Source organism: Pseudomonas sp. 6D_7.1_Bac1 (assembly GCF_025465945.1).
GTDB lineage: Bacteria > Pseudomonadota > Gammaproteobacteria > Pseudomonadales > Pseudomonadaceae > Aquipseudomonas.
The window spans coordinates 67,431-80,249 of sequence record NZ_JANLNW010000035.1; the positions used below are offsets into that span (position 1 = coordinate 67,431).

Below are 12,819 nucleotides of genomic sequence, written 5' to 3' on the forward strand. Positions count from 1 at the left end.
TTCTGTGTCCTCAAGAAGAAATGTCAGCGGTTGATTGCCCGCCAGAAAAAGTTAGATCAAGGCTTTGCCATGGCGCACAAAGGTCGGTTTGACCACCCGAACCGGGTACCACTTGCCACGAATTTCCACTTCTGCCCGGTCGGCGGTCGCTATCGGCACCCGCGCCAGGGCGATCGATTTGCTAAGCGTAGGAGAGAAACTACCACTGGTGATCTCCCCTTCGCCAACATCAGCGATGCGAACCACCTGATGGGCGCGTAAAACACCACGCTCTTCGAGCACCAGACCGACCAGCTTGTGCTTCACGCCAGCGGCCCGTTCAGCCTCCAGCGCCGCCCGGCCGATAAACTGACGAGCGGCCGGTTCCCAGGCAATACTCCAGGCCATATTGGAAGCCAGCGGTGAGACATCCTGATGAATGTCCTGACCGTAGAGGTTCATTCCAGCCTCAAGACGCAGCGTGTCGCGGGCGCCGAGGCCAATCGGCGAGATCCCCGCTCCGACCAGATCGTTGAAGAACCCTGGCGCCTGATCGGCCGGCAGGACAATCTCCAGGCCGTCTTCGCCGGTGTAACCGGTCCGGGCGATGAACCAGTCACCGTCACAGTGCCCTTCGAAGGGTTTGAGATGCTGGATCAGCGTGCCGCGGGACTGGGTCACCAGTTCGGCGATCTTTTGCCGCGCCTGCGGACCTTGAATCGCCAGCATCGCCAGCTCGGTGCGCTCGTGCAGTTGCACCTGATAGTCGCCGAGCCGGGCCTGCATCCAGGCCATGTCCTGATCGCGGGTGGCAGCGTTCACCACCAGTCGATAACCGTCCTCAAGTCGATAGACAATCATGTCGTCGACGATACCGCCACACTCATTGAGCATGGTGCTGTACAAGGCACGACCGACGCTGTGCAGACGTTCGACATCATTGGCCAGCAAATGCTGGAGCCAGGCCTTGGCCTGAGGGCCACTGGCATCGATTACGGTCATATGGGATACATCGAAAACCCCACAGTCGCGGCGCACCTGATGGTGTTCCTCGACCTGAGAGCCGTAATGCAGTGGCATATCCCAACCGCCAAAATCGACCATCTTCGCACCGAGTGCGAGGTGAAGGTCATACAGAGGCGTACGCTGTCCCATGGGTTTCTCCTTCCGGGCGTGGCGAAGGTACGGACAGGCGCTGTAGGGTTGAAAGCCTTTAAATAGAAGGCTTCCAGCCAATTTCAGCAACCCGGTCTGAAGGACGATCCGCACCGAATGCCGCGCATTGTAGCCGCAAGGTGTAGGACTGGCACCTAGCCGTTTCGATGTGCCGAACGTCGGATCAACCCGACGACCGGTAACAGGCCCACCAGAATCAGCGTCAGCGCCGGCAATGATGCCCGCGCCCACTCGCCTTCGCTGGTCATTTCGAAGATTCGCACCGCCAGCGTGTCCCAGCCAAACGGGCGCATCAGCAAGGTTGCGGGCATTTCCTTGAGTACATCGACGAACACTAATAGCGCCGCGCTCAAGGTGCCGGGCAGCAACAGCGGCAGATACACCTTGAAAAACAGTCGTGGCCCACTGACCCCCAAACTGCGTGCAGCTTCCGGCAGCGTCGGGCGGATCCGCGCCAGGCTGTTTTCCAACGGCCCGTAGGCCACCGCGATAAAGCGCACCAGATACGCCAGCAACAGTGCCGACAGGCTGCCCAGCAGCAACGGTTTACCGGCACCGCCAAGCCAGCCCGACAACGGCACCACCCATTCACGGTCCAGGTAACTGAACGCCAGCATGATCGATACCGCCAGCACCGAACCGGGCAAGGCATAGCCAATGTTGGCCAGACTGACCCCGGAGCGTATCGCCCGGGTCGGTGCCAGGCGCCGGGCGAATGCCAGCAACAGCGCGACGCTGACGGTGATCAGCGCGGCCATGGCGCCCAGGTACAGCGTGTGCATGATCAGCCCGGTATAACGCTCATCCAGGTCAAAACGCCCACGCTGCCAGAACCACGCCAGCAGTTGCAGCAATGGAATGACGAATGCGCAGGCAAACACCAGCCCGCACCAACTGCTGGCGGCCAGGGCCTTGAACCCGCGCAGCTGATAGAGCGCCTTGCCCCTGGGACGCTCGTTACTCGCCCGGCTGGCACCGCGAGCGCGGCGCTCGCCGTACAGCAACAACATCACCACCAGCAGCAACAGGCTGGCCAGCTGCGCAGCACTCGACAGGCTGAAAAAGCCGTACCAGGTTTTGTAGATCGCCGTGGTGAAGGTGTCGAAGTTGAACACCGACACCGCACCGAAATCCGCCAGCGTCTCCATCAACGCCAAAGCGACACCGGCACCAATCGCCGGCCGCGCCATCGGCAAGGCCACGTACCAGAATGCTTGCCACGGTGATTGGCCGAGTACTCTCGCAGCCTCCATCAGACCTTTGCCCTGGGCCAGAAACGCCGTGCGCGCCAGCAGGTAGACGTAGGGATAGAACACCAGCACCAACACCAGAATCACCCCACCGGTGGAGCGCACGCGCGGCAGCCGCAAACCGCTGCCGAACCATTCGCGCAGCAGGGTTTGCACAGGGCCCGCGAAATCCAGCAGCCCGACGAAAACGAACGCCAGCACATAGGCCGGGATCGCAAACGGCAGCATCAGCGCCCAATCCAGCCAACGTCGCCCGGGGAATTCGCAGAGGCTGGTCAGCCACGCAAGGCTCACCCCCAGCAGCGTGACGCCAACACCGACGCCAAGGATCAGTGTCAGGGTATTGCCCAGCAGACGCGGCATCTGGGTCTCCCACAGGTGCGACCAGATCTGCAGGTCGACGGTTTGCCACGACAGCAGCAAGACGCTCAGCGGCAGCAGCACCAGGGCGGCAACGACGAAAACCAGCGGATACCAACGGCGTTGGGCGGGATGGGCCAAGGAAAGTCTCTAAAAAGTGCGGGGGCGACGCAGTAATGCAGCCGGCCCCATTCTGTGGCGAGGGAGCTTGCTCCCTCGCCACAGGTTCAGTATTCGGCTTAACTGATCGGCATTAGGGCAAGCCCCCTCGCCACAATACCGGCGACTCAGTTCCAGCCGGCGCGGTCCATCAGGCGAATGGCTTCAGCCTGGCGCAGGCCAGCCACCTCTACCGGCAGAGTGTCCGGGATGAACGTGCCCCAGGCCTCGACTTCAGCGGACGGCTTCACGCTCGGGTTGGCCGGGAACTCCTGGTTAACGTCGGCGAAGATCTTTTGCGCTTCAGGCGTGGTCATCCACTCCACCAGGGCCTTGGCGGCTTCCGGGTGCGGGGCGTGTTTGGTCAGGCCAATGCCCGACAGGTTCACGTGCACGCCGCGGTCAGCCTGGTTCGGCCAGAACAGTTTGACCGGCAGATCCGGCTTCTGCTTGTGCAGACGACCGTAGTAGTAAGTGTTGACGATACCAACGTCGCATTGCCCGGCGCTGATCGCTTCCAGCACCGCGGTGTCGTCGGAGAACACGTCGGTCGCCAGGTTAGCGACCCAGCCCTTGATGATGGCTTCGGTTTTATCCGCGCCATGGGTTTCGATCATCGTGGCGGTCAACGACTGGTTGTAGACCTTCTTCGCGGTGCGCAGGCACAGGCGACCTTCCCACTTTTTGTCTGCCAGGGCTTCATAGGTGGTCATTTCCGAGGGTTTTACCCGCTCGGTGGAATAGGCCAACGTCCGTGCCCGCAGGCTCAGACCGGTCCAGGCGTGAGAAGCAGCGCGGTATTGCAGAGGAATGTTGGCGTCGATCACCTTGGAGGTGAACGGCTGCAGGATGCCCATTTGCTCGGCCTGCCAGAGGTTACCGGCATCGACAGTGAGCAGCAGGTCGGCAGTGGCGTTTTCGCCCTCAGCCTTGATGCGCTGCATCAGTGGCGCTTCCTTGTCGGTGATGAACTTCACCTTGACGCCGGTTTTTTGGGTGTAGGCATCGAAGACCGGTTTGATCAGCTCGTCGATACGCGAGGAGTAGACCACCACCTCGTCAGCGGCCTGGGCAGTAGTGCCGATCAGGGTCAGGGCGAGGGCTGTCAGTAGACGCTTCGGTGCCAACATGGGAGCGGTCTCTCGAAATCAAAAATGAGCCGAAATGATAAGGACTCACATTTAGCTTCTCAACCGATCCCTCTGTGGAGGAGTTACGAGATGTTGCACCCCCGAGGATTGATGGTGAACGTGCCGCCGCCATCGCGAGCAGGCTCGCTCCCACAAGGGAACGCATTCCAACTGTGGGAGCGAGCCTGCTCGCGATGAGGCCATCAGCCTCAACGAAGACATCAGGCCTTGGCCAACTCCGGCAAATCGCCGCTCAAGCCCAACGCCTGACGCACAAACAGCGCCTTGGCTTCGGGCATCTGGTCGACCATTTTCAATCCGGTATTACGCAACCAGCGCAGCGGCAAAGGGTCGGCCTGGAACAAACGCTCAAAGCCTTCCATTGCCGCCATCAACGCCAGGTTGTGGGGCATGCGTCGACGCTCGTAGCGGCTGAGGACTTTCACATCCGCCAGACGCTCACCACGGCTGGCCGCGTGCAATAGCACTTCGGCCAGAACCGCGGCATCAAGGAAGCCGAGGTTGACGCCCTGCCCGGCCAACGGGTGAATGGTGTGCGCGGCGTCGCCGATCAGCGCCAGGCCTTCGGCCACATAGCGCTTGGCGTGACGCTGACGCAACGGCACACAGAGACGTGGATCGGCGCTCAACACGCTGCCCAGGCGCCCTTCGAAGGCACGCTCCAGTTCACGGCAGAAGCCTTCGTCATCCAGCGCCATCAGGCGTTCGGCTTCAGCCGGAGTGGTCGACCAGACGATCGAGCACCAGTCTTGCTGGCCGTCACGTTCCAAGGGCAAAAACGCCAGCGGACCGTGGTCGGTAAAACGCTGCCAGGCCGTCATCCGGTGTGGCAGCGAACTGCGAACGCTGGTGACGATGGCGTGATGCAGGTAATCCCACTCGCGGGTCGCGACGCCGGTGAGGCGACGCACTGCCGAGTTGGCGCCGTCAGCTGCGATCACCAGCGGTGCACGCAGCGTGCGACCGTCGGCCAGGGTCAGCAGCCAGTCGTCGCCGGAGCGGCGCATCTGTTCCAGGCGCGCATTGGCCAGCAGGCCCAAATCGCAGTCGTGCAGACGATCGAGCAGTGCATCCTGCACCACTCGGTTCTCGACGATATGCCCGAGCGCCTCGGCGTGGACGCTGGCGGCGGAGAAATGAATCTGCCCGGTGCCGCTGCCATCCCAGACCTGCATGTCGGTATAAGCGCTGCTGCGACGGCTGATAACGCCCTCCCACACACCCAGACGCTCCAGAATCCGCTGACTGGCCGCCGACAAGGCGCTCACCCGCGGCTCGAACGTCGACTGCGTATCGAACGGTTTGACGCTCATGGGGCTGCCGTCGAGCAGCAGGACTTCCAGCCCGCTGTTCTGTAACGCCAGCGCCAACGCGCTCCCGACCATTCCGGCCCCGACAATCAGCAGATCTGCGCGCATTTCCATGCTTTAAGCCTGTCTCGCTTGCGGCTTGAGCCGCACGTAAAAAATTTTATCGACCCGCGCCACCAGGATGTCGACCTGCAAGCACTCAACCATCGGACCGTGTTCCCAACCCCATGGCTTGCCGGGCGAACCAGCGTTTGGCCGGCGGCAACAGATCGAGGCCCAGCAGGCCGATGTTGCGGCCCAGCGAAACCAGCGGTTGGGTGCTGCCGAACAAACGGGTGACCTGATCGGAGAAACCTACGGTGAGGTTCTGGTCCAGGCGCTGGCGTTCACGGTAAGCCTGCAAGGTGGCGAAGTCGCCCGGCGCGCTCTGGCTGGCGAGCAGCGCTTCAGCCAAGGCCTGAGCGTCCCGCAGCGACAGGTTAAAACCCTGGCCGGCAATCGGGTGCAGGCTGTGGGCCGCGTTGCCCAATACGGCCAGATGCGGACGCACTTGCTCTTCGGCTTCGATCAGCGACAACGGGTACAGATGCCGCGCCCCAACCTGCTTGAGGGTGCCTAGGCGATAGCCGAACACGCCCTGCAACTCGCTGAGGAAGCTGCGCTCGTCCAGCGCCGCCAGACGCTGCGCGTCCATGCCCAGGCGAGTCCAGACCAGCGCGCAGCGGTTTTCCGGCAGCGGCAGCAAGGCCATCGGACCGTCATCGGTGAAGCGCTCGAACGCCATGCCGTTGTGGTCTTCGCTCGGGGTGATGTTGGCGATCAACGCACTTTGGTTGTATGGACGCTTTTTGACGCCGATCCCCAGTTGCTCGCGCAAGCCCGAACGGCCGCCATCGGCCAGTACCGCAAGGTCGCATTCAAGGCTGGTTTCATCGTTGAGGGTCAGGCGGTAGCCGTCTTCCAACGGTTCCATGCGCGTGACTTCGGCCGGGCAGCGCCAACTGATCACGTCCTTGTCCAGGCCCTGCCAGAGGCATTGGCCCAGCCAGGCGTTTTCCACCACGTAACCCAGCGCCGGAACGCCCTCTTCCATGGCCGACAGCCGCGCGGTAGAGAAGCGCCCACGGTCGGAGACATGGATCTGTTTGATCGGCTCGGCGCGGCGGGAGATTTCCTGCCACAGGCCCAGCCGTTGATAAATTTGCCGAGCACCAAAGGACAGCGCTGAAGAGCGCGCGTCATAGCTTGGCTGGTAGGTGTGGCCGGGCGCGAACGGTTCGATCAGCACGATCTTCCAGCCACGAGCACGGGCCCCGGCTTGCAAGGCCAACGCCAGACTGGCGCCCACCAGACCGCCACCGATGATTGCCAGATTGACTCGGCTCATGCCGCTTGGGCCCGTGCAGCGGCCATCAAGGCCTCGATCTCGGCGACCGCTTTCGGCGCACCGTTGGTCAGGATTTCACAGCCCTGTCTGGTTACCACTACGTCATCCTCGATGCGCACGCCAATGCCGCGCCATTTCTTCGCCACGCTCAGGTTGTCCGGGGCGATGTAGATGCCCGGCTCGACGGTCAACGCCATGCCGACTTCCAGCACCCGCCATTCACCACCGACCTTGTACTCGCCGACGTCATGCACATCCATACCCAGCCAATGGCCAGCGCGGTGCATGTAAAACGCCTTGTAGGCTTCGCTGGCGATCAGCTCATTGACGTCGCCCTGCAACAAGCCGAGCTTCACCAGACCTGCGGTAATCACTTGAACCGTCGCCTCATGCGCCTGGTTCCAGTGTTTGTTGGGCGCGATCTGGGCAAACGCGGCTTCCTGCGACGCCAGCACCAACTCGTAGATCGCCTTCTGTTCCGGTGAATACTTGCCGTTGACCGGCCAGGTGCGGGTGATGTCGCTGGCGTAGCAATCGATCTCGCAACCGGCATCGATCAGCACCAGGTCGCCGTCCTTGAGCAGTGCGTCATTGCGCTGGTAATGCAGGATGCAGCTGTTGCGCCCAGCGGCGACGATCGAACCATAAGCCGGCATTTTCGCCCCGCCTTTGCGGAATTCATAATCGAGTTCGGCCTCCAGGCTGAACTCATGCAAGCCGGCACGGCTGGCCTGCATGGCGCGAATGTGGGCCTGCGCGGAAATCCGTGCGGCTTCGCGCATCACCTTCACTTCTGCCGCCGATTTATACAGGCGCATGTCGTGCAGCAGATGATCCAGCGCAACGAATTCGTTCGGCGGCTGGGCACCCAGGTGCGCCTTGGAGCGGATCACATTGATCCAGTCCATCAAGTGGCGGTCGAATTCGGGGTTGCTGCCCATGGCCGAATACACCCGGTCACGGCCTTCGATCAGGCCCGGCAGGATGTCGTCGATGTCGGTGATCGGAAACGCGTCGTCGGCACCGAAATCGCGGATCGCACCTTCCTGCCCGGCACGCAGGCCGTCCCACAGTTCGCGTTCGGCGTTGCGCTCACGGCAAAACAGAATGTATTCGCCATGCTCGCGACCGGGCATCAACACGATGACCGCCTGAGGTTCGGGGAAACCGCTGAGGTACTGAAAGTCACTGTCCTGACGGTACACGTGCTCGACGTCGCGATTGCGAATCGCCACGGCGGCGGCCGGCAGAATTGCGATGCTGTTGGGCTCCATCTGCGCCATCAACGCCTTGCGGCGACGGCTGTATTCCGATTTCGGGATATGAATCATGGGCAGATGGAAGTCCCTTACAAACGAATTAGTGCAGAGAAGGTTTGGCAGCAGCGGCTTGCGCCGGTTTTTTGGTCTCGGCGAACAGCAGCAATGGCGCGACGCGCAGGTATTCCATCACTTCCATGTAGTCGCCTTCGCCGTCTTCGGATTCTTCCAGGGCATCTTGCACCTGAGCGATGGCGGCGAGGTCTTGCAGCACTTCCTGGGCATCTTTGCTCAGTTCCAGGCCGCCCGCGTTCACGCCGAAGCCGTGGAGGAAGCCCTGGCACCATTGGCCCAGCGCAGCGGCACGCTCAGTGAGCGGCGCGTCGTCGGTCGGCAGCAACAGGACCACTGTGACGTCGTCGCCCGTCAACTCGCCCTTGACCATTTCTTGCAGGCCGATCAGCGCGTTGCGTACGTTATCGGCCGGTTCGGTTTCCAGCAGCTCGGCGACGTCAGCCAACCAGGTGTCGGCATCAAAGCCGACACCGGTGCAACTGCGGCCCAGCAGCACGCCGTGAAGCTCGGCAGGGGAGCAAGGATGGCCGCTGGAACTCAGCAGGGTGGCGAAGGCGTTATACGGGGAATTCTGAATGGTCATGGGCAGCTAGGCGCCAGACGGCGCTATGTCTAGAATGAAGGCCTTGTATCCTACATCGACAGACTCGCCAAGACTATTAAAGGCTGTCCGCCAGTTACCGCCCATCAGACAAATCCCGTGGAACACGTATGGAAGACACAGACTTGCAAGCGCTGATGGCCAGACTCGAGCTGCTGATTGCCCGAGTCGAGCAACTTAAGAGCCAAAATGGACTCCTATTAGCTCAGGAAAAGACCTGGCGCGAGGAACGCGCTCATCTCATTGAAAAAAACGAAATCGCCCGGCGTAAGGTCGAATCGATGATTTCGCGCCTCAAGGCCCTGGAGCAAGACTCATGAGTTCAAGCAATAGCGTTACCGTGCAGATCCTCGATAAAGAGTACTCGATCATTTGCCCCCAGGAAGAGCGCAGCAACCTGGTGAGCGCCGCCCGTTACCTGGACGGCAAAATGCGCGAGATCCGCAGCAGCGGCAAAGTCATCGGCGCCGATCGCATCGCCGTGATGGCCGCGCTGAACATCACCCACGATCTGCTGCACACCCGGGAACGCCCTGACGTACAGGCCAGTGGCTCGACTCGCGAGCAGGTGCGTGATCTGCTTGATCGCGTGGATCTGGTGCTCGCCACCGATCCGGATGTCAGCAAAGGCTGATTCCTGAGGGTGGTTGCGGTATACTCGCGCCACTCCCTGGGGTGCTTGCCAGTTGACGATGTCCCTGAGCCGATTCGCACTACCCTGGAGGTTGCACGTTGGGCTGGTGTGCATGTCCGCTAGACGGAAAGCCTTAAAGCCTACTGCATCTTCCACCTTGAACTTTCGGGTTCAAGGGCTAAGTCGACAGCGGTTCATCCGGGGAGCCTGATTCAAGCCGATGCCAGTTTTTTGCTGGCATCGGCTTTTTACGAAGGCGCCAATCTGGTGCCCTCGACACTCGAACAGCCCATGACGATGACCGAACCTGCGCCGCTTTCCCGCCCGCAACTTCGACGCATGCTGCGCAAGGCCCGTCGCGCACTGAGCAACAGTGAGCAACGCCAGGCCGCTCGCGGGCTGTACCGGCAATTGGCGCAACATCCACTGTTTCGCCGCGCAAAACATATTTCCCTGTACCTGCCCACCGACGGTGAAATCGACCCGCGCTTGCTGCTGCGCGCCGCTCAACGTCGGGGCAAGGCTACGTATCTGCCGGTGCTCAGCGCCTGGCCGCGAACCAAGATGGTCTTCCAGCGCATTCGCCCCGGCGAAAAGCTTCGACCCAACCGCTTTCGCATTCTCGAACCACGGGTCAACCAGGCCCGGCAACGCAATGTCTGGGCACTGGATCTGGTGTTGTTGCCGTTGGTCGGTTTTGACGAACACGGCGGACGCCTGGGGATGGGGGGTGGCTTCTATGATCGCAGCCTGGCCTATCTGGCGCGCCGCAAAAAATGGCGCAAGCCGACGCTGCTGGGCTTGGCCCATGAATGTCAAAAAGTCGAAAAACTGGCTCAAGCGAGCTGGGATGTGCCGTTGCAAGGAACGGTGACTGACAGGAAGTGGTATTTCGCAAGCTAGACTCAGACGCCACTGCCATCAGCGGCGTCGCTTGCAGCGGTTTTAGCGCTTGTGCGGTTTTAGATGTTGTTGCTGTTGCTGTTGCGCGACTTCGATCGGTGCATCGGTCTTGTTCGCCCACAGGCTTTGCGCATAACCCGTGGTTACGACACCCAAGCCAAATACAATAACCAAAACCCATAGTAAATCCGGTTTGCGTTTCATCGATTGCCCCCCTCAAGGCATGTCGCACACGATGACAGCAACGGTTGCCGAAATAGGCCGTGCTTGCCGCGTCTCGCTTAAAAGTCCGGCATTTTGCGGTAACGTGAAGCGACACGCAAACGCTGGCGTCAACCGACCGTCGGTTTGTCACAAGATTGCCGGACAACGTTCCCGGCCACCTCTTTCGGAGCAAAAAAGATGGCCTATTGGCTTATGAAATCCGAGCCCGACGAGCTCTCGATCAAAGACCTTGAGAAGCTCGGCGAAGCCCGCTGGGACGGCGTTCGAAACTACCAGGCACGCAACTTCCTGCGGGCCATGGCGGTCGGCGACGAGTTTTTCTTTTATCACTCCAGCTGCCCCGAGCCGGGCATCGCCGGGATCGGGCGGATCATTGAAGCAGCGTATCCGGACCCGACGGCGCTGGAGCCTGAGAGCCATTATTACGACCCTAAGGCCACGCCAGAGAAGAATGCCTGGAGCGCGATCAACGTCGCCCATGTCGAGACGTTCCCAAAAGTGTTAAAGCTGGACTACCTGAAGCAGCAAACAGCGTTGGCAGAGATGCCTCTGGTACAGAAAGGCTCGCGACTGTCGGTGATGCCGGTGACGGCCGAGCAGTGGGCAGCGGTATTTGCACTCAAACCCTAGAGTTGCGACGTCTTGGAGAATGCTATCGCGAGCAGGCTCGCTCCCACACTGAATAGGTGTCCGTCCACAATATTGTGAACGGCACTAACCCCTGTGGGAGCGAGCCTGCTCGCGATGAGGCCCGCCGGGACAACGGAAGGCTTATTGAATGATCAGGTTGTTGAACAATAAGTCTTCAACCACCGGTTTGCCGGTTTCGTCATTCATCACTTGCTGGGTCTGCTTCAAGGCTTCCTGACGCAGCTTTTCTTTGGCTTCGACGTTGTTCATGGTTTCAGTGGTTTGCTGGGCGAACAGCGCCACCAACTGATTGCGGATCAACGGCTCGTTGGCCTTCACGGCCTTGATGGCTTCGTCACCGGTTACCCGCAGTGCCACGTCAGCCTTGTAGACCTTGAGCTTCGGGGTGCCATCCAGCCCGTAGTTACCCACGAACGGTGGGGTCAGGCTGATATAGCTGACTTTCGGCGCCTCGCCTTCTTTGGCTTCTTCGGCCATCGCTGCCACAGGCAGAGACAGGGCCAGCATCAACATGATCAACACTTTCACAATTCGCTCCTTATCCGGTTTGCGGCCTAGCATAGCGACCCGCAGCCCAAGCACAAAGCTTATGGCTGACTATCAGGGTCGAGCATGCTCGTTGACCCGTTGACTCACACACCTACACTTATCGGCCATCACTCCCAAAGGAATAGCCCTGATGAAAGCCGTGCTGTGCAAAGCCTTCGGCCCTGCCGAATCGCTGGTGCTGGAAGAAGTCGCCAGTCCTGTCGCCAAGAAAAACGAAATCCTGCTGGACGTGCATGCGGCCGGGGTGAACTTCCCGGACACGCTGATCATCGAGGGCAAATACCAGTTCAAGCCACCCTTCCCGTTTTCGCCGGGCGGTGAAGCCGCCGGAGTGGTGAGCGCGGTGGGTGAAAAGGTCAGCCACCTCAAGGTCGGTGACCGGGTCATGGCGTTGACCGGTTGGGGCAGCTTTGCCGAGCAAGTCGCGGTGCCGGGTTACAACGTGCTGCCCATCCCACCCTCCATGGACTTCTACACCGCCGCCGCCTTCAGCATGACCTACGGCACCTCGATGCACGCCCTGAAACAACGCGGCAACCTGCAACCGGGGGAAACCCTGCTGGTGCTCGGCGCTTCTGGGGGTGTCGGTCTGGCCGCAGTGGAAATCGGCAAAGCCATGGGTGCCCGGGTCATCGCTGCCGCCAGCAGCGCCGAAAAACTCGCGGTGGCCAAGGCTGCCGGCGCCGATGAGCTGATCAACTACAGCGAAGCCAACCTCAAGGACGAAATCAAACGCCTGACTGACGGCAACGGTGCCGATGTGATCTACGACCCGGTCGGTGGCGACCTGTTCGACCAGGCCATTCGCGCCATTGCCTGGAACGGCCGCTTGCTGGTGGTCGGTTTCGCCAGCGGACGCATCCCGGAGCTGCCGGTGAACCTCGCCTTGCTCAAGGGCGCAGCCGTGGTCGGTGTGTTCTGGGGTTCCTTCGCCCAACGCCAGCCACAAGACAACGCCGCTAACTTCCGGCAACTGTTTGGCTGGTTCGCCGAAGGCAAGCTCAAGCCTCTGGTGTCGCAGGTTTACCCGCTGGCTAAGGCCGCCAACGCCATCAACGACCTGGGCCAGCGCAAGGCCGTTGGAAAGGTGGTGGTGCAGGTACGGTGAGCAAAACTCCCTGCTACGCTTCGAGTCTGTTTACCCATCACA

Annotated in this window: 14 protein-coding genes, 1 other RNA gene and 1 pseudogene; 6 read left to right on the top strand and 10 right to left on the bottom strand. The window is 61.0% G+C overall.

Features of this window, described 5'->3' with window-relative positions; translation table 11 throughout:
* Window positions 1-51: 51 nt before the first annotated feature.
* The 8 genes and pseudogenes from gcvT to NTD87_RS09635 form a co-directional block, all read right to left on the bottom strand.
* Window positions 52-1,134 (bottom strand): glycine cleavage system aminomethyltransferase GcvT, encoded by a 1,083-nt coding sequence (gcvT, locus tag NTD87_RS09605; protein WP_262113516.1) that lies wholly within the window; start codon window positions 1,132-1,134, stop codon window positions 52-54.
* 155 nt (window positions 1,135-1,289) lie between these two features.
* The gene (locus tag NTD87_RS09610; protein ID WP_262113518.1) at window positions 1,290-2,906 is read right to left on the bottom strand and encodes an ABC transporter permease; all 1,617 of its coding nucleotides are present in this window, start codon (window positions 2,904-2,906) and stop codon (window positions 1,290-1,292) included.
* Between the two features lie 146 nt (window positions 2,907-3,052).
* Entirely contained in the window at window positions 3,053-4,054 is a 1,002-nt protein-coding gene (locus NTD87_RS09615) for an extracellular solute-binding protein (protein WP_262113519.1), read from the bottom strand.
* Between the two features lie 221 nt (window positions 4,055-4,275).
* Window positions 4,276-5,493, bottom strand: coding sequence for a 2-octaprenyl-3-methyl-6-methoxy-1,4-benzoquinol hydroxylase (locus NTD87_RS09620; protein WP_262113624.1), 1,218 nt, complete (start codon window positions 5,491-5,493; stop codon window positions 4,276-4,278).
* 9 nt (window positions 5,494-5,502) lie between these two features.
* Window positions 5,503-5,580: pseudogene (locus NTD87_RS28045) on the bottom strand (tetrameric acyl-CoA thioesterase); the annotation flags it as partial.
* A gap of 4 nt (window positions 5,581-5,584) precedes the next feature.
* Entirely contained in the window at window positions 5,585-6,772 is a 1,188-nt protein-coding gene (ubiH, locus tag NTD87_RS09625; protein WP_262113520.1) for a 2-octaprenyl-6-methoxyphenyl hydroxylase, read from the bottom strand.
* Entirely contained in the window at window positions 6,769-8,103 is a 1,335-nt protein-coding gene (pepP, locus tag NTD87_RS09630) for a Xaa-Pro aminopeptidase (protein ID WP_262113521.1), read from the bottom strand. Before pepP ends, ubiH begins: the two co-directional genes overlap by 4 nt.
* Window positions 8,104-8,131: 28 nt before the next feature.
* Entirely contained in the window at window positions 8,132-8,689 is a 558-nt protein-coding gene (locus tag NTD87_RS09635) for a YecA family protein (RefSeq protein ID WP_123426251.1), read from the bottom strand.
* Window positions 8,690-8,817: 128 nt separating this feature from the next.
* Between NTD87_RS09635 and NTD87_RS09640 the strand changes: the two genes are divergently transcribed.
* The 4 genes from NTD87_RS09640 (at window position 8,818) to NTD87_RS09655 (ending at window position 10,244) form a co-directional block, all read left to right on the top strand.
* Window positions 8,818-9,027, top strand: a complete 210-nt coding sequence (locus NTD87_RS09640; RefSeq protein WP_169991256.1) for a TIGR02449 family protein — start codon at window positions 8,818-8,820, stop codon at window positions 9,025-9,027.
* Window positions 9,024-9,341, top strand: coding sequence for a cell division protein ZapA (locus NTD87_RS09645; RefSeq protein ID WP_019694181.1), 318 nt, complete (start codon window positions 9,024-9,026; stop codon window positions 9,339-9,341). Before NTD87_RS09640 ends, NTD87_RS09645 begins: the two co-directional genes overlap by 4 nt.
* A gap of 30 nt (window positions 9,342-9,371) precedes the next feature.
* Window positions 9,372-9,550: non-coding RNA, 6S RNA (ssrS, locus tag NTD87_RS09650), on the top strand.
* An 88-nt stretch (window positions 9,551-9,638) separates the two neighbouring features.
* Window positions 9,639-10,244 (top strand): 5-formyltetrahydrofolate cyclo-ligase, encoded by a 606-nt coding sequence (locus tag NTD87_RS09655; protein WP_262113626.1) that lies wholly within the window; start codon window positions 9,639-9,641, stop codon window positions 10,242-10,244.
* A gap of 42 nt (window positions 10,245-10,286) precedes the next feature.
* Here the strand turns inward: NTD87_RS09655 and NTD87_RS09660 are convergent, their stop codons facing one another.
* Window positions 10,287-10,448 carry a hypothetical protein gene (locus NTD87_RS09660; protein ID WP_262113525.1) on the bottom strand — a complete coding sequence of 54 codons (162 nt, stop codon included), beginning with the start codon at window positions 10,446-10,448 and terminating at the stop codon, window positions 10,287-10,289.
* A 198-nt stretch (window positions 10,449-10,646) separates the two neighbouring features.
* Between NTD87_RS09660 and NTD87_RS09665 the strand changes: the two genes are divergently transcribed.
* On the top strand, window positions 10,647-11,099 hold the full coding sequence (locus tag NTD87_RS09665) for an EVE domain-containing protein (protein ID WP_262113527.1): 453 nt from the start codon (window positions 10,647-10,649) through the stop codon (window positions 11,097-11,099).
* Window positions 11,100-11,240: 141 nt separating this feature from the next.
* Here NTD87_RS09665 and NTD87_RS09670 read toward each other — a convergent pair whose 3' ends face one another.
* On the bottom strand, window positions 11,241-11,648 hold the full coding sequence (locus tag NTD87_RS09670; protein ID WP_262113528.1) for a flagellar basal body-associated protein FliL: 408 nt from the start codon (window positions 11,646-11,648) through the stop codon (window positions 11,241-11,243).
* Between the two features lie 151 nt (window positions 11,649-11,799).
* Between NTD87_RS09670 and NTD87_RS09675 the strand changes: the two genes are divergently transcribed.
* Window positions 11,800-12,777, top strand: coding sequence for an NADPH:quinone oxidoreductase family protein (locus tag NTD87_RS09675; RefSeq protein WP_262113531.1), 978 nt, complete (start codon window positions 11,800-11,802; stop codon window positions 12,775-12,777).
* Window positions 12,778-12,819 lie beyond the last annotated feature (42 nt).